We start from the raw sequence: 19,726 nt of genomic DNA, 5'->3' as shown, positions 1-19,726 counted from the left end.
CTATTCTTGGCTGTAATTATAGTAGTTGCATTCTTTTATTAGAATAATCAATAATTAAAACAACGCCATTTATATTATAAATTGATAATTGAAACTATTGTTTTTTAATCATTTAAAACAAATAGTTATGAATTTCAATGTTAATTTCAACGTTAGACCAACAAAAGTAAACAAAGCAGGTTTATCACCACTTGAATGTTCAATCAGTGTTGGAAAAGAAAGAAAATTAATTATTCTTCCAAGAAAAATTAAACCTGAAATGTGGAATCAAAAGTTCCAAATGGTAGAAGGTAATGATGCAGAAACAAATGAAATTAATCTTTTTATCCAAACATCTAGGACAAAGTTATTTGAATGCCAATCTAAATTGATGATGCGCAATATTCCTGTTACTGTCGAAACTGTGAAAGATTTGTTTACAGGTAAAATTAAAGATAAGAACACATCATTGGTGACATTATATCAAGAACATAATGATGAATATATGGAAATGCGTGGTAAGTCTATTACCTATGCTGCTTGGCAAAAACACAGTACCACACTAAAACACATCAAATCATTCTTAAAAGAAAAATACAATCGTGAGGATATTCAGCTAAACGAAATCAACAAATCATTTATTGAAAGTTGGTTCAACTATGTTAGAACTACATTAAACATAGGACACAACACAGCAGTAAACTATATGAAGAATTTGAAGAAGATTTGTTTAAGAGCGTGGAATGATGGTATAATTGATAAGAACCCATTTGCATCTATTAGGCTTTCACTTGAAAAAGTAGATGTTGATTTCTTAACTATGTCTGAGATTAAAAAAATATACAATAAAGACTGCCATTGTGATAGACTTAACCAAGTGAAGGACTTATTTATTTTCAGTTGCTTCACAGGATTAGCATACATTGATACTGCTGAATTTGATGTAGAAAAACACATCAAGATTGATGATAATGGTAATGAATGGATATATAAGAAAAGAGAAAAAACAGGTATATTATCGACAGTTCCTTTACTTCCTGTTGCTAAACAGATATTAGAAAAATATGAATATAAATTACCAATAGTTTCTAATGTTAAAACTAATGCTTATTTGAAAGAGATTGCTGATATATGTGGTATCAAGAAAAATCTGCACTTTCACGTTGCAAGACATTCATTTGCAACATCTGTCACATTAAACAATAAAGTTGCTCTTACATCAGTATCTAAAATGATGGGACACACCAACACTAAAATTACTCAGAGATACGCAAAAGTAATTGAAAGTACATTAGTTGGAGAAATGAATGATGTAGCAAATTTGATTAAAATGTAGGGAATTGAACCCTCAGAGAAAAGGGTTTTGAACCTGTAATTATTCAACCCTTTTTTTATAACTTTATCCCCAACAGAAAAAATAGAATTATGGAAAAGAAATTATGTTTTTGTAAAACTTGTGGTAAAGTATCTGTTGATACAAGAAAAAATAGTAAAACAGGTTCATTTACACCAATTGAAAGTGAAACAGAACTTATTACTGACAAAAATTTAGATGGTAGTATTTGTTATATTTGCCCACAATGTAAAGATGAGAATTTTACTATTATTAAAGATAGTAATGAATTAGTATCTGCACGAGCAAACTATATTACAAAAGAAGCCAAAAGAGTTAAATTTGAGGCTGAACAATCAAGATTAGCAAAAGAAATTACAGAAGATGAAACAAACCCCATCAATTTAACTAACAAAGGTAAATCTAAGAAAAAATCACCATTTAGTAAATAATGATATGGATAAAAAAGAATTGAAAAAATACATTCAGGTCAATAAGAAGTTGGCAAAGGATGCCTATAAGATGGCTGAAAAATTTATATATTGTAGGGAGGATGGTGGTTACGAAGAAACAGTAATTTTTGAAACAAAAAATCCTGAAATAAAATCACCAACAGCAGAGTTTTTACACGAAATAGGGAATTACCTATTCAATATTGGTGAGGAATGTAGAAACAATATAGAGACAGCAGAATATCTATTAAAAGAATTAGAACAACAAACTAAAAAATAGCAGATAGGGGCAACATTCATGTTGCCCTTTCTTTATCAATATCTAAAAATCTATATGATTAAAATTAAGATTGAAGATATTGAATATAATATACCAAATAGCTATTCTGATGTAAAACTAGCTGACTATGAAAAATGGTTTGGTACTGAAATTGAAAACAAAGAAGATGAAGTTGTATTTGTAAGTAAGGTATCAGGAATTGATGTAAATACACTTCAAAATTTACCATTGTCATTTTATAATGATTTGGTTGGAATTATTAGTTTCTCACTTAAAGACAGCATCAAGGAAGCTAAAAACAGCATTGAAATTGATGGAATAACATATACTATCAATAACGAAGAAGAACTAACATTAGCTGAATGGATAGATGTAGAAGAAAGTTTAAAATCAGATGAAGATAAGTTATCTAAAATATTAGCTGTTGTATGCAGACCTGTTGGTGAAACCTATGATACCAACAGATTAGCAGATAGGATTGAATTATTCAAGGGGTTAACTATGGATAAACTGTTTCCATTATTCAATTTTTTTTTGCTCTTAAAAGAAAGATACAATCAGATTATGAATCATTATTCAATGGTTCAGGAACTTCAAAACCAACTTCACCAACTTACAGAGATTTCTCAAAAAAATGGGGTTGGTACAAAGTGGTGGCACAACTTGCGAACAATGATATACAACAAATGGATAGGGTTTTTACATTGGGCGTTATCGAGGTGTTCAACTTCCTTTCGTTTCAAGTTGATAAACAAAATGCAGAAGAAGCTAATAAGAAATTCTTAGAACAATTAAGGACAAACAATAAATAGCAGTAGGGGCAACGTTCATGTTGCCCTTTTTTTATCAATATTATAAATATTAATATGATAGATATTATTGTAGATACATTCAAAGATGTATGTAGACAGCATAAACTTATTAAATCATTCCATTATAATCGCACCTATGAATTAGGTAGTGGCAATGATGCGCATCCCTTAATCTGGCTCGAAGACCCAATGTATATTTCAAATTTTGGGCAAGTGGGGCAAGGTTTAGAAATTAACCTTAACTTTTCTGTATTACTTATTCCACAACAAAATGGTATTACATTTCAGGAATGTCAGAACCTTGCATTTAGTACTGGATTAAATATTATTGAATATATCAAGAAAAATAGTTTGTTGGAGATTAAGCCAAATTGGACTGCATTAACCTTACAACGATATTACGATGATAATACATCAGGAGCAAGATTCTCACTAACTGTTGTACATCCCAATATTACTAACCTATGTTTATTAGATGAACATTTTGATACAGATAAAGAATTTGAGGTTAAAGAATTGATTAATGACTTTGATGTTACCCCTGCATCTAACTGTACAACTTTTGTAAATAAATTGCCTGATTTCAATTTACCAACTACTAGATGAATGCAAAAGTATCTAACATATTAAAAGCAATTCAAGCTGATGTTACTACATTGGCGCAATTGGTATTTGACAGTGATAGCATCAGTAATAATACCAAAGTTAATAAAAATACTCTAAAAGATAGCCAATTAGCAAAGGATGTAGAAGTTCGTGTCTTAGAAACAGGCAATCCCATTATTGAAGTATTGTTCAATCATTATATTGTTTATTTGGAATGGAATCGACCACCCAAACATAAGAAGAAACCACCCATATCAGTATTAAAAGATTGGGCTGTAAAAAATGGTATTCCAGATGATAATGAAACACTTTGGAAAATCAGTTATGCCATTTGGAGGGATGGACACCAAGCAAGACCAATCACAGCTACATTAATAAAAGAGGTTGAAGATAAGTTTGATAAAGAATATTTTGATATGATTTTTGAAGCACTGATTGATGATTTACTTAATTTCTTTACTGATTAATATAGATAGGGCGTTGTCATGGCAACGCCTTAGTTGTGTAAATATCAATACTAAAAACTAAAAATGGTAATTAATACAGATATAGCCACAATCATAGATAGTAATCAAATAACGCTTGTGAATAACCCATCATTCATTAGATTTATTGGTAAAAATGATGATAGTTCAGATATCCCAACTTTTGAAATGTCTGTCAACTTTATTAATGGTGATGGTTATTTTGTTATTCAGGAAGCAAATACAGAGATAAAACACACATTTAAAGGCACTAGAAATAAGAATCTGATACTGAATAATTCAGATATGTTCTATGTATCTGAAAATAACAGCATAACTGCTAACAATATTGCTGCTTGTCTGTTAAGAGATGGTTGGTTTAAAGCATCTTTTGATATTTCAACTGAAGGTAATAAAATTATGATGGTTGGAAAAATGAAAAATCCCAACTATTCATTCTCTATATCTGAGATTAATAACATTGGTTTGTCTTACAATACGCCTGATTACGTTATTACCAACAATAACAGCTTGTATAACAGCACCATTGAATTAGATGTTTATAACGCTGATACCAACAGGTTTATTACTACTGTTACCAAATCATTCATTGATGGTGAAGTGTGGTTCGATATCAACAATATAATGAATAGAACAATGGTTTCTTATCCCAACTTATTATTTAATACTAATAGATTAGTTGATAGTGGTTCTTCAATTTCTTATAATTATAAAAGTAAAAGGACAAAAGATTATGAAATAGAATATTTTTACACAAGTGGTAAAAAATATGTTGTTGATGGATTTAAACGAACATTGGAAGAAAATAACCTTGATGAATATATTTATAATCCCTTAGAAGATAATAAGGTTAACATATTAACCAACAACACCAACAGATATTATAATGTAGGTGAAGATATTACTGCAAATTTCATTTATAATGATTACCAACTGACAGATGATTTCAAAATTGGTTGTCTGATAAAATACTATGAAAATACAAGGTTGGTAAAGGAAGATATTATTGCAGTTGCTGATAATTACCATTTGGTGAATAGTATTTACATCACTGCTGACAAGATTGAATTAACAGAAGATACACAATATTTTGATGTGGTCTTTGTGAAGATACCAACAGCATCCACAACTGATTATTATGAAATTTCTACATCTGTAAGATATACTATATTGGATGTATGCAATACAACTAAGGGGTTCTTATTCCTGAATAAATTAGGTGGTTGGGATTGTTATTATTTCAATTCTGATTTTTCTAATGAGTTTAAAACAGATGCTACAACATCATTCAAGACTTTGCAACCTGAATATAAAGTATCTGACAGCTACCAAAAAGTTGAAAGAAAAGATGTGTCAGAAACCTTTATCATCAAGTCGATGGTAACAAAAGATATTGCTGAATGGTTGAAAGAACTGAGTACATCTAAATATGTATATTCAATTGATGATGAAAACAGATATGTAATTGTAAATGATTTTGATTTATCTGTTTCTGATAAAGATTTGTTTGAGGTTACGATGAAGTACACATTAGCAGATTCGTATAATACTAATATCAAATGAATTTAATTATATTTGATATTCATTTTAATTTAAAACAAGATGGAGATTTTTATTTCTATTATCTCAATTATTCTATCTATTGTAATTAGTATATTAATTATTTACATTTTAGATACATCTATTTTTTGGATAGGTTTATTTTTTAATGCCATAAGAGACAATGATGTTATTGATGAAAATATTGTAAAATTATTCAGTTTCAAATGGCAGATAATGAAAGAAGGATTTTATGGAATGTTAAAAAAGATGATAATACAGTGGTGTATATATATCTTACTTTTTATTCTTTCAACAATATATTTTTTTGGAGTAATAAAAGATTTTATTCTCAGTTTTTAACCACAATATATTATTAGCAGCACTTTCATGGTGCTGCTTTTTTTTATTAGAACCACTTCCTTTTTAACTTAATCTCAATTCCCATCAAAGGAAAATAATAAGTCTTATATTTAGTAAATGGTTTTTTCTTATATAACCAAATACTATAAAGAATAAGAAAAGGAATCCAACCCCACATAAGTAATATCAGTTAGAGATAAAGATTTATTATTAATATTCATTCCATTTAATGACAAGTTCATAAATTTCATTAATAATATTATTGGGTAAATTTTCATATTTAATTTCTTCTGTAGGTATATCTTCTGCATTATCAGTCATATCTTCACAGAATGGCGTTTTATATAAATAAATTTCGTCTTCACTAAAATATCTTATATATAGTTTTTTATATAAAATAGGTTTTGAATCAACATCAGCAGGTTCAAAATCACCATATTTTTCAATAACCTCTTTTATAAAATTTATTTTATCCATACCTATTATATTAGTTTGCCACCAAAGATAATATCAATATTTTAAAATTATAAATGGTTCAAATTGAATTTTATATAAATAATAAACTGATTGATGTTACAGATGCAGATAAGTTGGGTATTCGATTAAACAGGCAGATATTTAAACCTGCTGAATTTACCTCAAAAGACAGTCAAATGTCTTATACTATCACTATTCCAAATACAGTAACTAACAATAAAATATTCAATTATGCTAATGTTGAAGAAGTTAAAGACAAATTCAACATAGAGTATGATGCGAAAGTATATATTGATTTCATTTTGGTGTTCAATGGTAAATTTATGTTGAAAGAAATATCTGAAACTACATATAAAGGCAATTTGTATGTGCCTGTGTATAAGTCAGTAAAAGATATATTTGGTGACAGGACAATGAACGCACCCTCAAACATACCTGATAAAAACAAATGGTGGTTCAACTTCTATTATAACAATGCTGATGTTATTACAGAATGGAACTATGATGTTCAATTAGATATGGCTACTAACAATAAATCAAAAGATTGTATGTTTCCTTTTATTCTCTATGGACTGATGCCAAAAGTAACGAAAGACCCATCAAAACAGGTAAATGGTGAACAAGTGGGTGATTTCACAGATAAAGATTTGTATGATAGCTTCGTCAGAATGGGATTTGAGGATATACCTCCTGCAATGAATGTGATGAATACCATTCAAAAGATGTTTGAAGCTAATGATTTAAGTATTGAGGGTACAGCGTTTCAGGATGATAAATTAAAACACCTGTATATGTCTTATTCCAACCCATCTGATTATAACCAAGAATGGAACTATGGCAATCTATGTAATATAAATGTTAGTGGGAATTGGGAAACAATAAAAGATAAAAACAGATATATATCTTTATTCCCATCTACCCACAACTTACCAAAATACGAGAGGTTATTAACCAAAAATTCAATGAATGGTACACATTATTATGTAGTTGATTTGTTGGACTCTATCAATAGTACCATTACTTATACTGACAGTGGTTCAAATATTACTTACAATGAATGGCAGTATGAGCAAAATGATGACAGGTATATCAGAAAGAATTGTTTAATCACCATACCCAAAAGTGGATGGTACAAAGTAACCTTAAATTCTCAATTATATCTTTGTGATGGTGGTGAAAATCAAAATTGGACTGACCCCATAACCAAACAACGATATATACAAACAAGGACTGAAAGAAATAGTAAATGGAATAATTGGTTTGGTCAAAAAGAATATGAAATACAGGTATTAAGGGATTATGCAGAAAGTGATTTTGGGTTAGATAATCGTGGTATTGTTGGTTATTACTTTAAACCCAACTTACCACAAAACAATACATTCAATGGTAATTCAACAGATAATTACCCTAAATATTTTCCACAGAATCAAAAACCATTGATTGTTGACCCATCAGCAGATTCAAGATTCGTTTGTGGGTTACATTTTGGGAGAAGAAAGGGAAATGAAAATTACAATCCAAAAGTAACAGATGGTGCAACAACCTGTAATACAATGTATGTAAAAAGTGGTTGGAGTTGGGATAATACATTTTACCAAAAACAAAGAATATATAATCTGTATGACAATAACCATTGGGTTCACTTCTGGGGTGATATAGAAGCAGAATTAAGTGATGTAGAAGCAGATGATGATGTTGCAACCCTTGCTTGGAATAGTGGAGATGTGTATAAGAATAGATGTATTTTAAATGATATTTCTTTACCACAATCAATTGAAACTTATGATTTAAAAAGTGGTGGAGGTCAGGCATCCTGTATTATCTGGTTAGAAGAAGGTGAACATCTGACAGTTGCAGCAGTTGGTGAAAGTGGTGTATATCGCAGGGAAGGACACAGCGTTAAACGTGATTATGGTTGTTGGGTTGCTGACAATATTAATTTTTCTCTGTCAATAGAACCATTCAGGACTGACATTACCTATAATAAGCAATTATCGAATGGAGAACCATCATTAGATGACAATGGAAACCCTGTCACCCACAGTTGGAATGACAGCATTTTTACAGAAGATGGATTTTTAAAAGATAAAATCAACTTATTCAGTTTCTTACCCTCTGAAATTAAGGTAAATGATTTTATAGATAATATTTGTAAGGCTTTCAATCTTCGATTATCCCAACCAGAAAAGGGAAAATTCAGATTGGATGTGAAACAGGTAAAAGAATTGGGTAAGAATGGAGTTGTGGATTTTGAAAATAAATTCAATATTAAACAACGCACCAATGAACCATTGGGATTACCATCTGAAATTAATATCAAATTCTCTATCAATGAAGATGAAGAAGGATATGTCAGCACTAATGAAGATGGTGGTGGAACGTTTGTTACAGGTGCAGTTGATGGTTCTACAATTGAACAATCTTCAACATTCAGTTATTGTTGGTACAAGGATATTCGATTTACAAAACGAGATAACACAATTGCAATTGATGCAGTGCCAATTATATCTAAGCACGAAGTATGGGAGAATCCAACACCAGATGATTATAGCGAAATGCAGAAGAAATGGTACACAGATTTACCATTAAGGTTTTTTTATCCTGATGATGTTATTGGTATTGATGGTGATTATGATTTCAATAGTAGAATATTTAAAATTGGCTCTCAATACGCTAATCTAATGAGGGTTAAGAATGATTACGATATTACGATGAAGAATATCTTGGATTATAAGAATGTGGAACATAGTATTTTAAATAATTATTTTACCCTGATTACCACTAATGATACCAATTATACAACAATCGAAACCTATCTGACAGCAGAGGAATATGAATTATTGGATGGAAGAAACTTAATAAAGTTGAATAGTGATTTGTATTATGTATCAGAAATCAGTGGTTACGACCCACTAATGAAGCAAAAGACACAAATAAAACTTATTAGAAAAATATAAAAATCTTATTGTCAAATGGTAATACAAAGCAGAAGCATCATGTTTCTGCTTTTTTTATCCCCTATCACCAAATATCAATATCTAAAAAATGATATAATGGCTGATAAGAAAGTCTTTAAAATTGAGATAGATGGGGTTGAAAAATCATATAATGATGTAATAAAACTAAGTGAGGCATTAAATGCTATTAATAGTGTTAATGCTACTGTTGCTACAAGTAATGAACAAGTTGCAGCATCAAATAACACTGTTACCCAATCCCAACAAGAAGTAAGTAAGGCACAACAAGAATATGAGAGAATCCAACAACGTATTCAAGCATTGGAATCTGAATCTACACGTATTAATATTGAAGCCAACCAACAACTAAGGGACAGGCGAGCAGAAGTTACAGCCACTGTACAAGCCAATACAGCACAGGAGGGTAGTGTTCGCCAAATGGCAGCCCAATTGAAATTACTGAGGGCGCAATATGATAATCTGAGTAAGGCAGAAAGGGAAAATGCAGATGTTGGTGGTGCGTTATTGGCTCAAATACAAGAATTGGATGCAGCACACAAGGCAGCCAAAGAAGCAACAGGAAGACACCAAGAATCTGTTGGTGATTACACCATTGCAGGCAAGGCAATGAAACAGGAATTGGGCGAGATTGAAGAAAAACTTGCTGCTATGATATTGGCAGGGGAAGGTAATTCTGAGATGTTCCAAGAATTGGTACAACGTGCTGGGGAAATCAAACAAAGTATTAGTGATGCAGGTGCAAGCATTGATGAATTTGCTTCACATTCGCAAGGGTTGAATGATGTTATCAGTGTGGGTGAAACCCTTACTGCAACATTTGGAACTGCAACAGGTGTAATGAATATGTTTGGTGTTGCCAATGAGGATGTTGAAAAATCCATACAAAAAATGATGGGTGTAATGACAACCCTTCAATCATTACAGACATTACAGAATACACTTACAACCAAAGGAACATTAGTAAACACATTATATACTAAGGCATTAACTGCATTGGGGATTATTAAAAAAAGTAATACTACTGCAACAGTGGCTGAAACTGCTGCTGAAACAGCCAATACTGCATCAACCACTGCTAACACTGCTGCACAGGGAGCAAATGCAACTGCTACCATTGCTCAAACTGTTGCTACTAAGGCAGCCACCATTGCCACAACCTTATGGAATGCTGTTTTGGCAGCTAACCCATTGGTATTAATAGCTATGGCATTAGCAGGTGTTGTTGCTGCAATTATTGCATTTAGTGATGAAACTGATAATGCTACTGTTAGTACAAGAAATCTTAATTATGCCTTGAATGAAACCAAGTACATTTTATCTGAATTGGAATATCAATTAAATTTTCAAACTCGATTGATGGCAGCACAAGGTAAAAATCAACGTGATATTCTTCAATACACCATTGACAAGCGCAAAGAAGAAGTTGATTTAGCCAAAAAGGGATATGAAGATATGAAATCTGCATTTTCAAAGATGAATGCAGAAGAAAGAGAAGCCAATAAACAAGCCTTACAGGACAGTAAAGATATTTACCAATCACAAGAAAAAGCATATCAGGATTCATTAGATAATATGGTAATTTATGATGCACAACAAAAAACTGATGCAAAGAAAAAACGTGAACAAGATGGTAAACAGGCAGGGCAACAATACAAACAGAATTTAGAAAATTATAAAAAGACCTTAAAGTCTTATTTGGAAGAATCCAACAAAATGTGGTTGTTAAATGAGAATACAAGAATCAGTAATTTAAAAGATTCAGCTAATAATATGACTGCTGTCACCAAAGATGAATTAAAAGTTAGGAATCAGGCAATAAAAGATGCTTATAACCAAGAACTAACCTATGCTTCTACTTTGGCTGAAAATGAACAAAAGGTATTGAAAGAAAAATATGACGCTCTTATTGTTCAGGCAGAAAAATTAGGACAAGACACAACAGCCATCACAGAGGAATATAATAAGCAGAAAGACGAATTAGATACCAAATCATTTAATAACCAGAAGAAAATACTGAATGACAGGAACAAAGCAGTAAAAAAATCAAATGATGATTATTTAAAATCTGAAACTGACAGGATAAATAAACTAAGGGATGAACAAAATAAGGCAATTGATAATGAAACAAAACAGATTGAATATCAATTAAATACTATCAATAATTTAAAAGAAAATGCTGTTGCAAGAAGTGGTAAATTTAACCTGATTGATGTTGATGCTACTAAAAATAACCTTAAAGAAGTTGGTAATGAATTAAATAAATACCTGAAAACCTTAGATAGTAGTAAAAAACAAATTGAAAGGTACTATGATGCCCTTATTTCAACTTATGACAAAGACAGTCAGGAACATAAAGATGCTGTTGAAAACAAAAAACAGGCTCTGAACGATTTGGATAATAAGATAAAAACCACCAATAAAGATATTGCTGATAATACACAAGCTGCAACACAGGTGATTAATGATTATTGGGATGATTTATCTACAAAAATAGGTGAGAAAGTTCAGGTTATCAGTGATTCAGTTGGTTCAGTCTTTGAAACAATGTCAATGTTCTTCGATATGCAATTGGAAGAAGCCAATGCAAAATTGGATGAAGTAACTGAAAAATATGAAGCTGCTGTTGAATTGCAAGAAGAAAGTAATGAGAGGTTGAAAGCTCTGAATGAAGAAGCCAAAACAGCACAGGGAGGTCGTGCCTTAGTGGTGCAAGATGAAATTCAGCGTGAAATGGCTCTAAATAAAGAACTTGCAAATCAAGAAAAACAATTAGCTAAAGAAAAGGAAAAGAGAGAAAAAGAAGCTGCTAAAATCGAAAGGCAACAAAAGAAAACTGAAATGATGGGTAATATTGTTCAAGGAACTGCCAATACAGCATTAGCAGTTATTAATGCCTTAACTGTTTCTCCATTCCCATTAGGGTTAGCATTAGCATCTGTTGCTGGTGCAATGGGTGCAGCACAAGTGGGTATTATGTCAGCACAATTAAGCAAACTTGAAAAAGGTGGTCTTATCAATGGTAAACCACATTCACAAGGAGGTGCAAGAATTGAAGGTACTAACATAGAAGTTGAAGGAAATGAATATGTTGTAAATAAACGTACTACTATGAAAAATGTAGGTTTATTATCCTATATCAATTCACAAGACAGGGAATTAGGTGTTGGGGATTTTATTAACTATTACGATGATAATACAGGTAAGATTGTACCAACATCAGGGTTCAAACAAATGTATGAGGATGGAGGACAATTGGTTAATCTGAATAATATTGCAAGTACTAATAATAGTAATGAAGAAATATTATCAGCAATTAAAAATATTAATTTCAATCCAACTGTATCAGTAACAGATATAAACAGGGTAAATGACCAGATGGCAACAGTTAGGGATAGTGCAGGGTTTAGTTAACAAAAAGTTATTACCAAATGACAATAATATTTTTTTTAGATAGGGCGTTCACATGAACGCCTTTTTTTATGTTTTTCCTGTTATTTTTATTGTAATAAACTTGTATCGTAAACAAAAGTTTATTATCTTTGAAGTGTTGAAATAATAATTCTAAATGATATGGACAAAAAAGAAACAAAACAATTCCTACTCCATAGGCGAATGGAGTTAAAAGCAAAAATTGAAAGATTGAGGTATTTATCAGAAAATTCAAAACTGAATTTGGAAAATGAAATTAATAAACTATTAGATGCCATCAATACAATTGATAAAGCATTAGAAAAATTAGAGAAGTAAAAACAAAAGCACCTCGAAAGGGGTGCTTATAAGAATTTTAAAATATGAAATTATCAGATAAATTAAAAGAAGCCATACCCAACTTGAATAATAATGATTTTGAAGTATTTAAGAAAACAGTGGATGAATTATTAGCATTGGCGAGTAATGACAAAGAAAAAGATTTAATTGCTGAATTTATTGGTGATACTATTAATGCAGATACAGAACAATTAATATTGGAAGCTAAGACCTTATGTATGAAGGTTCAATTAGAAGAATTAAATGATATTGTTCCTTATTCTTACATCGCAAAACATTATTTTAATAAATCAAAATCTTGGTTATCCCAACGTGTTAATGGTTATGATGTGAATAGAAAAAAGGCTAAATTCACAAATGAAGAATTGAACACATTTGAATTAGCCTTACACGATATTAGCAAAAAATTAGGTTCAATTACTATTTAGTAATTATTATTTCAACACCAAAAACCTGTATTGAACCTGTATAGGTTTTTAAGCACCCTTTCATGGGTGCTTTTTTTATTCTCCTTTCTTTTTTATCATAATATCAATAGAATAAAATATTGATATGATAATAACTACAACTTCAAAAAGTGTGAAAATAGAAGATAGCAATATTGTATATACAGGTGGTTTATCTGCATTTACATATACATATTCTATACCAACTGATAGTGTAACATTCTACCAAAATAACAAACTGATTGCAACAGGCGTATTATCTGATACAACCATTAATGGAACTCAATTAACTGAAACCAACATTGATACAGAGTTAGAAAAGGTTTTTAAGACGCCATCAGGAGGTAGTGATGGCAAGGTAACTTTACCTAACAATATTAAATTTGGTTATGCTGAATGGGAGGAAGTTCCAAATAATTACGATACAAGTCAGATTACTAATATGACTCAAATATTTTATTATAATACTGCACTAACAACAATACCAATGTTGAATACGAGCAATGTAACCAATATGTATTATGCTTTTTATTATTGTTGGTCATTACCATCTATACCATTATTAGACACAAGCAATGTAACAAATATGGAAGCAACGTTTATTGGTTGTTCTGCACTAACAACAATACCATTAATAAACACAAGCAATGTAACGAACTTTTATAATACATTTTCAGGTTGTTCAGCATTAACATCTATACCTCAATTAGACACAAGTAAAGCTACATCAACAAGGGAAATGTTTAATAACTGTACATCTTTAACATCTATACCTCAATTAGACACATCAAATGTAATTGAAATGAGAAATATGTTTTTCAAGTGTACCAAATTAACTACTATTCCTGCTTTAAATGCAGGTGAAATATTAAATAAATCTGCTGTTGGTAATGTCTTTAACCAATGTGCAGCACTTACAGATTTTGGTGGATTACAAGGGATAAGGGTAAGTTATAGTTTATCATTCTCAAATAATCTGACTGTTGATTCTTTAATGAATTGTATTAATGGGTTAGCTGATTTAACAGGTTCAACAACAATGGTATTAACAATAGGCTCTACCAATTTAGCTAAATTGAGTGCTGAACAAATTGCAATAGCAACAGATAAAAATTGGACTTTGGCGTAATAAAAAGAAAATCAATAAAATATATGAAAACACAAACAGTAAAAACAATAAAAATAGTAGCAGATGAAGGATATATCTTCTGTAACCTTGATAAATCACAGGTATATGGAGATACTTTATATCTAGGCAAAAATGATTCTGCTGAAAACTACATTGAAATCACCATCGAAGAAGGTGAAGAAATAAAAGCAGAATTGGAAAAGCTAATTGATTAAATTAAATTAATTCAAATGGCTATAAGGGTTGCAGTGATTGTAACCCTTTTTTAATTACTACAATATCAATAGAGTAAATATAAACTATTGATATGACAAAAGATATTCCAATATATAAATGTGAAATTGAAGATTATGATGAAACAGGCATCTATGCAATCAGCTTTGTTGATTTTCCTGCTGTTGAGGTCGATTTTGTAGCTCTATCCAAACAGAAAAAAGAACAGAAACTACACCTAAATTCTGATAAACAGATTCTAACAGGTGTTGTACTCCAACCTGAACAACTGATATACAGATATGATGACAAGAATGGTGAATATTACATTACCTATTCTGCACCACAAATAGAAAAGATTGCACAAAAAATGATGAAAACAGGTGTTGCACTTCATAACACCACCCACCAACACGAAGCACCATTAACAGGCAATTATTTAGTTGAATTGTGGATTATCCAAGATTCTGATAATGATAAAGCCAACGCATTAGGATTTAAAGGATTACCCAAAGGAACATTGATGTGTAGTTATAAAATTTCAGATTCAAAATATTGGAATGAACAAATCAAAAGTGGCAATGTGAAAGGGTTTAGCCTAGAAGGAATGTTTTATCAGGAAAAATTAAGAAAAACAAAAAGTGATTTATCAATAAATCACAAGGTTATCAAAAATAAAAAGAAAAATAATAGTATTACTATGAATAAAAACACAAACAAAAATTTATTATCAAAAATAGGGCGTTTTTTCCTTGATATTGAAGATGTTGAAATTGCTGATGCTGCTGATGCAGGTGAAACAGTAAGAATATTTACATTAAAAGATGGTTCTGAAATAGCTGTTGATGAAGATGGTTATGCAACAATTGATGGAGAACAAGCACCATCAGGTGAACATATCTTATCTGATGATTCAATAATTGTAATTGATGAAGATGGGTACTTGGTGGAAACAAAAGAAACAGATGATGTTGCTGATGAATCAGAAGAAGCAGTTGCACCAACTGAATTAAAGAAATCGAAAAGAGTAAAACAGGAAGATGAATCTGTTGAAAATGAAACTTTTGAAATTGATATTGATGGCACAATGCACCCTGTAACTAAGGAAGTTGCAGATTATGTTGCTTCATTGTTAACTAAGATTGCAGAATTGGAATCTACTGTTGCAGATGATGCAGTTGAATTGAGAAAACTAAGAAAAACTACACCATCAACTAAACCTGCTAATGTAAGACAAGCAACAAAGAAAGTTGATTATACAAAAATGAGCAAGGCAGAAAAATTAGCATACCAATTATCTGCATTTCAGAAAAAATAAAAATTGGTTATCAATAACTTAAAGAAAAACACAAAGGGGTTGCAGGGATGTAACCCCAATAAAAGAATAAAAAGAAAAACACAAACAATACTATGGCAGTAGATATAACAAATACAACTTATCAACCTACTAGACAACCTGATTTTTTCACAAAATTGATGTTCAGCAATAAAACGTCTGAACACGTAAATATTATACCAAATGTGAAATACAAAACCTTGTTAAATACATCTGAAATTGAAGATGATGTATTGCAAGCTGATATGGGTAGCTGTGGATGGTCCCCTTCTGGTAATATTAAGTTCAGTGAGAGAGAATTAGAAGTTAAACCTTACATTATCAATTTTGAACAATGTTTAAAAGATTTTGAAAAATCTTGGTTGGGTGAGATAATGAAACCAGGCGCAAACTTGGATGAAATGCCATCAGAGGTAGAAGAACAGGTTATGTACTTATTATCCAATAAATTAAGCAAAGAAATTGAAAATAAAATATGGAATGGTACAGCATCAACATCTGAGATTGATGGATTTATAACATTGTTAGATAATGCAACTGACACAAACAAAGTAACAGGTGTGGCTTTAACCAAAGCTAATATCTTAGGTGAATTTGAAAAGATTTATTTGGCTCAAACAGATGATGTATTAGGTGCATCAGAAGATTCAGAATTGAAATTCTATGTATCAAAAAAAGCTGAAAAATTAATCAAATTGGCATTAGCAGATGTAAGCAACGCAAATATTGTTATCAACCAAAATTGGTTAAATACAGGTGATTCAATCTCTTATATGGGATATGAAATAATTGCTTTAACTGCAATCCCTGCTGATGTAATTGTATTCGCAAATTGGCACAATTTAGCTTATGGTACTGACTTGATTTCAGATAAAACTGAATTAAGAATAGGTATGTTCCCTGCACCAGAAGATGATAAATATTTCGTTAAAGGTAGATTGAAAATTGGTACACAAGTTGCCTTCCCTGATGAGGTTGTATTATACAAATAATCAGATAATTAATAAGAAAACTATAAGGGTGGATGAATAACCCACCCTTTTCAATAAATAAAAAGAAAAACACAAACAATACTATGGCAAAATGTCAAATAAATAGCTCTATAACAAAATCTTGTGATTATAATTTATCAGGTATTGCACGTTTGTATCTTACCAATTTCAATGAGAAATCGACATATACAACTGATGCTGATGGTTATATCACTGATATCACATTAGAGGCAACAGATAAATATTTCAAATTTGATTTTAACAACGAAACTGCATTCTTCCAAGATGATTTGGTAGTTAGTAATGGTAATAAATACAGACAAATTACAGTTCAGGCAGTTATCAGCAACAATGATATTGATATGTTATCACAGGTAACACCACTTGATTTAGGTAAATTCACAGTGGTATTGGTTGATAAAGCAGGTAAATGTAATTTAGTTGGTCGTATAAATGGAATCGAGGCGACAGCAAACAATTATAATAGTGGTTCTGCTGTTGGCGATGCGCAGGGATGGACTGTAACAATGGTTGGAGTAGAACCAGAAGTACATACCTTATTAATAGATGAAACAGTTGTTAGTTCATTAGTTTAAAAAAATTAATAATAGGATATAGAGGCACCATTAACATGGTGCTTTTTTTGTGTTAATACCTCAAATATCAATATTCTAAATATTTGATAATGAATAACTGCAATATTAACCAAGATATATTAAATAACTGTTTGGATTATCGTACAGGTGGGATATATAAAATTTATCTTCTTCCTTATGAAGATTTTCAGGCAGTCAGAACTTCAAAGGGTTCATTTAAACCAACAGCATTTAATCATAGTTTTGATAACCTAACTGAATACAGCACCATATTATCAACTTCAAAATTCTACCAATTAGAAGCTGATGAAACAGCCAATTTTAAACATACCTATTACAATCACTATTATACACAATCACTGACGACTAAGGTCAGAAGAATAGATAAGGAGTTGGATTTGTTGTTATCTAAAAATAAAAATAAAAAGTTCTTCGTCCTGTTTTTCCCAAATCTTCATAATAAATATTGGAAGGGCAAAGTCTTAACTTCTGATTTCTGCTTTACGATGGGTGATGAAAATGGCGCATCTGTATCTATTGAATTACTAATTGAGCAAGTAACAGGTGATAATGTATATAACATTACATTTTCTTCAAATAGCTATAAGCCATTATCAGTAATGGAAAATTACAGGATGAAGACATTAGATGATTATATTTTGAATATAAAATATATACCAACATTATTTGAATGTCAGGGATTTACAAATTACGAAGTTGCACAATATGCTTATTGTGTTACCAACGACAGCAATGAATATGCTGTTGATAAGGATGGTAGGTTATGTAGTGATAGTAATAATAAACAAGCTATACATATATATAATAATATCAATAATGATGTTGATGTAAGTAATTATGATATAGTGGGTTCATTTGATATAGATACTGCCTTTGATGGTCGTAAAGTAAGGAAGTATAACACAACTTGCTACAATAAATACAATTACCAACTTTATTTTACCAACGACCAAGAACAAAGGATTGTTGAAGAATTATTTAATTATGAAGGTGGTTCAAAATCTTATCCTATTACTGTATTGGGTGGAAATTATAAATATTCTGTTGTTTCAATCCCATCTTGGATAAGTTATACTATTGGTGCTGATGATACATTAACCATAAATGTAACCAACAACGAAGCAGAATCAATACGAAGTGGAACAATTATATTACAGCATAATGATAAGCCTGATTTACAGTTAACTATCAACATAACACAGGCAGAAAATGTTATCATTATCCCTGAATTTGATTATCTGGTGTTCAGATATTATTGGGGTGAAGGTGATGGCAGAGATTTAGATACATCAACTGTATTTATGAATACTAATATTGCATTACCTAATGATATTCAATTAGATAATTCTGCTGTTGGGTGGAATATGTCAGGTAATAGGAATCTTGATGTTGCTAGTTATTTGGTATGGGGTGGTGACAATACAGGTAGTGGTAATGAATGTACTTACATCAATATGAACACCTTAGTCACTCATTATGACAGCCTGCCTGATGTGGTTGAAGTAAATGTATATGCTAATTGGTTTGGTACTCGTTTAAATGGCAATTGTGCATTCTTCCTGAACGCTTATAAAGGTGGTGCAATGGTTCAGGATGGCTATAATTTTGAAAATGTAGGTGGTGATAATGTATTATTTGAAGCTGTTGGTGTGAGTATTACAACACAAGGTGGTGGTAATGCTACTGACTATCAGAATAATTATACCAAAATTGGTACTATTTTTTACAACAAGAAAACAAGAACTGCAACTTATGTGATTGATGCAGAAATAACAGCATAATGTATAATTGGATATAAAAAGCAGAAACATGAAATTTCTGCTTTTTTAATTTGTCATTCTGAACATAGTGAAGAATCTATTTTATTATCAATATATTAAAATTTGATATGGCTAAACAAGACACAATTGATATAATCAAG

General features: G+C 30.8%; 18 protein-coding genes. 17 read left to right on the top strand and 1 reads right to left on the bottom strand.

The genetic code is table 11. From position 1 onward, the window contains the following. Positions 1 to 127: 127 nt before the first annotated feature. From D0T56_RS09240 to D0T56_RS09210, 7 genes are all read left to right on the top strand, one after another. Positions 128 to 1,315, top strand: a complete 1,188-nt coding sequence (locus D0T56_RS09240; RefSeq protein WP_163319862.1) for a site-specific integrase — start codon at positions 128 to 130, stop codon at positions 1,313 to 1,315. An 89-nt stretch (positions 1,316 to 1,404) separates the two neighbouring features. After that, complete coding sequence (locus tag D0T56_RS09235) at positions 1,405 to 1,764, top strand: hypothetical protein (RefSeq protein ID WP_163319861.1); 360 nt, start codon at positions 1,405 to 1,407, stop codon at positions 1,762 to 1,764. A 4-nt stretch (positions 1,765 to 1,768) separates the two neighbouring features. Then, entirely contained in the window at positions 1,769 to 2,044 is a 276-nt protein-coding gene (locus D0T56_RS09230) for a hypothetical protein (RefSeq protein WP_163319860.1), read from the top strand. 54 nt (positions 2,045 to 2,098) lie between these two features. Beyond that, positions 2,099 to 2,830: a hypothetical protein gene (locus D0T56_RS09225; RefSeq protein WP_163319859.1), complete on the top strand. Its 732-nt coding sequence runs from the start codon at positions 2,099 to 2,101 to the stop codon at positions 2,828 to 2,830. A gap of 80 nt (positions 2,831 to 2,910) precedes the next feature. After that, positions 2,911 to 3,462, top strand: a complete 552-nt coding sequence (locus tag D0T56_RS09220; RefSeq protein ID WP_163319858.1) for a hypothetical protein — start codon at positions 2,911 to 2,913, stop codon at positions 3,460 to 3,462. Beyond that, positions 3,459 to 3,929 (top strand): hypothetical protein, encoded by a 471-nt coding sequence (locus tag D0T56_RS09215; protein WP_163319857.1) that lies wholly within the window; start codon positions 3,459 to 3,461, stop codon positions 3,927 to 3,929. The genes D0T56_RS09220 and D0T56_RS09215 overlap by 4 nt, the downstream gene beginning before the upstream one ends. Positions 3,930 to 3,992: 63 nt before the next feature. Further along, entirely contained in the window at positions 3,993 to 5,510 is a 1,518-nt protein-coding gene (locus D0T56_RS09210) for a hypothetical protein (RefSeq protein WP_221412347.1), read from the top strand. Between the two features lie 549 nt (positions 5,511 to 6,059). Here the strand turns inward: D0T56_RS09210 and D0T56_RS09205 are convergent. Further along, a complete protein-coding gene (locus D0T56_RS09205; protein WP_163319855.1) occupies positions 6,060 to 6,326 on the bottom strand; it encodes a hypothetical protein in 267 nt (88 codons plus the stop codon). 53 nt (positions 6,327 to 6,379) lie between these two features. Between D0T56_RS09205 and D0T56_RS09200 the strand changes: the two genes are divergently transcribed. From D0T56_RS09200 to D0T56_RS09155, 10 genes are all read left to right on the top strand, one after another. Beyond that, positions 6,380 to 9,283, top strand: a complete 2,904-nt coding sequence (locus D0T56_RS09200; protein WP_163319854.1) for a hypothetical protein — start codon at positions 6,380 to 6,382, stop codon at positions 9,281 to 9,283. Between the two features lie 96 nt (positions 9,284 to 9,379). After that, complete coding sequence (locus D0T56_RS09195) at positions 9,380 to 12,715, top strand: hypothetical protein (protein ID WP_163319853.1); 3,336 nt, start codon at positions 9,380 to 9,382, stop codon at positions 12,713 to 12,715. 159 nt (positions 12,716 to 12,874) lie between these two features. Continuing rightward, complete coding sequence (locus D0T56_RS09190) at positions 12,875 to 13,051, top strand: hypothetical protein (RefSeq protein WP_163319852.1); 177 nt, start codon at positions 12,875 to 12,877, stop codon at positions 13,049 to 13,051. Between the two features lie 44 nt (positions 13,052 to 13,095). Next, positions 13,096 to 13,500 (top strand): DUF5053 domain-containing protein, encoded by a 405-nt coding sequence (locus D0T56_RS09185; RefSeq protein WP_163319851.1) that lies wholly within the window; start codon positions 13,096 to 13,098, stop codon positions 13,498 to 13,500. A gap of 151 nt (positions 13,501 to 13,651) precedes the next feature. Continuing rightward, positions 13,652 to 14,647, top strand: a complete 996-nt coding sequence (locus tag D0T56_RS09180) for a BspA family leucine-rich repeat surface protein (RefSeq protein ID WP_163319850.1) — start codon at positions 13,652 to 13,654, stop codon at positions 14,645 to 14,647. Between the two features lie 23 nt (positions 14,648 to 14,670). Further along, entirely contained in the window at positions 14,671 to 14,862 is a 192-nt protein-coding gene (locus D0T56_RS09175) for a hypothetical protein (RefSeq protein ID WP_163319849.1), read from the top strand. Between the two features lie 92 nt (positions 14,863 to 14,954). Next, complete coding sequence (locus tag D0T56_RS09170; protein ID WP_163319848.1) at positions 14,955 to 16,178, top strand: XkdF-like putative serine protease domain-containing protein; 1,224 nt, start codon at positions 14,955 to 14,957, stop codon at positions 16,176 to 16,178. A gap of 92 nt (positions 16,179 to 16,270) precedes the next feature. Next, a complete protein-coding gene (locus tag D0T56_RS09165; RefSeq protein WP_163319847.1) occupies positions 16,271 to 17,188 on the top strand; it encodes a phage major capsid protein in 918 nt (305 codons plus the stop codon). Positions 17,189 to 17,271: 83 nt separating this feature from the next. Next, entirely contained in the window at positions 17,272 to 17,784 is a 513-nt protein-coding gene (locus tag D0T56_RS09160) for a hypothetical protein (RefSeq protein ID WP_163319846.1), read from the top strand. A gap of 89 nt (positions 17,785 to 17,873) precedes the next feature. Beyond that, positions 17,874 to 19,586: a BACON domain-containing protein gene (locus tag D0T56_RS09155; RefSeq protein WP_163319845.1), complete on the top strand. Its 1,713-nt coding sequence runs from the start codon at positions 17,874 to 17,876 to the stop codon at positions 19,584 to 19,586. Positions 19,587 to 19,726: the final 140 nt, after the last annotated feature.

This window comes from Dysgonomonas sp. 520, assembly GCF_010501095.1.
Classification (GTDB): Bacteria; Bacteroidota; Bacteroidia; order Bacteroidales; family Dysgonomonadaceae; genus QVMP01.
Note: the sequence above shows the minus strand (reverse complement) of the source record. Positions and strands in the feature narration are given on the sequence as shown.

Excerpts from the sequence above, each read along its gene's own strand:
- D0T56_RS09225 (WP_163319859.1), top strand. The coding sequence starts at position 2,099 with ATGATTAAAATTAAGATTGAAGATATTGAATATAATATACCAAATAGC.
- D0T56_RS09240 (WP_163319862.1), top strand. The coding sequence starts at position 128 with ATGAATTTCAATGTTAATTTCAACGTTAGACCAACAAAAGTAAACAAA.
- D0T56_RS09230 (WP_163319860.1), top strand. The coding sequence starts at position 1,769 with ATGGATAAAAAAGAATTGAAAAAATACATTCAGGTCAATAAGAAGTTG.
- D0T56_RS09165 (WP_163319847.1), top strand. The coding sequence starts at position 16,271 with ATGGCAGTAGATATAACAAATACAACTTATCAACCTACTAGACAACCT.
- D0T56_RS09200 (WP_163319854.1), top strand. The coding sequence starts at position 6,380 with ATGGTTCAAATTGAATTTTATATAAATAATAAACTGATTGATGTTACA.
- D0T56_RS09210 (WP_221412347.1), top strand. The coding sequence starts at position 3,993 with ATGGTAATTAATACAGATATAGCCACAATCATAGATAGTAATCAAATA.
- D0T56_RS09205 (WP_163319855.1), bottom strand. The coding sequence starts at position 6,326 with ATGGATAAAATAAATTTTATAAAAGAGGTTATTGAAAAATATGGTGAT.
- D0T56_RS09155 (WP_163319845.1), top strand. The coding sequence starts at position 17,874 with ATGAATAACTGCAATATTAACCAAGATATATTAAATAACTGTTTGGAT.
- D0T56_RS09170 (WP_163319848.1), top strand. The coding sequence starts at position 14,955 with ATGACAAAAGATATTCCAATATATAAATGTGAAATTGAAGATTATGAT.
- D0T56_RS09220 (WP_163319858.1), top strand. The coding sequence starts at position 2,911 with ATGATAGATATTATTGTAGATACATTCAAAGATGTATGTAGACAGCAT.
- D0T56_RS09185 (WP_163319851.1), top strand. The coding sequence starts at position 13,096 with ATGAAATTATCAGATAAATTAAAAGAAGCCATACCCAACTTGAATAAT.
- D0T56_RS09195 (WP_163319853.1), top strand. The coding sequence starts at position 9,380 with ATGGCTGATAAGAAAGTCTTTAAAATTGAGATAGATGGGGTTGAAAAA.
- D0T56_RS09190 (WP_163319852.1), top strand. The coding sequence starts at position 12,875 with ATGGACAAAAAAGAAACAAAACAATTCCTACTCCATAGGCGAATGGAG.
- D0T56_RS09160 (WP_163319846.1), top strand. The coding sequence starts at position 17,272 with ATGGCAAAATGTCAAATAAATAGCTCTATAACAAAATCTTGTGATTAT.
- D0T56_RS09175 (WP_163319849.1), top strand. The coding sequence starts at position 14,671 with ATGAAAACACAAACAGTAAAAACAATAAAAATAGTAGCAGATGAAGGA.
- D0T56_RS09215 (WP_163319857.1), top strand. The coding sequence starts at position 3,459 with ATGAATGCAAAAGTATCTAACATATTAAAAGCAATTCAAGCTGATGTT.
- D0T56_RS09235 (WP_163319861.1), top strand. The coding sequence starts at position 1,405 with ATGGAAAAGAAATTATGTTTTTGTAAAACTTGTGGTAAAGTATCTGTT.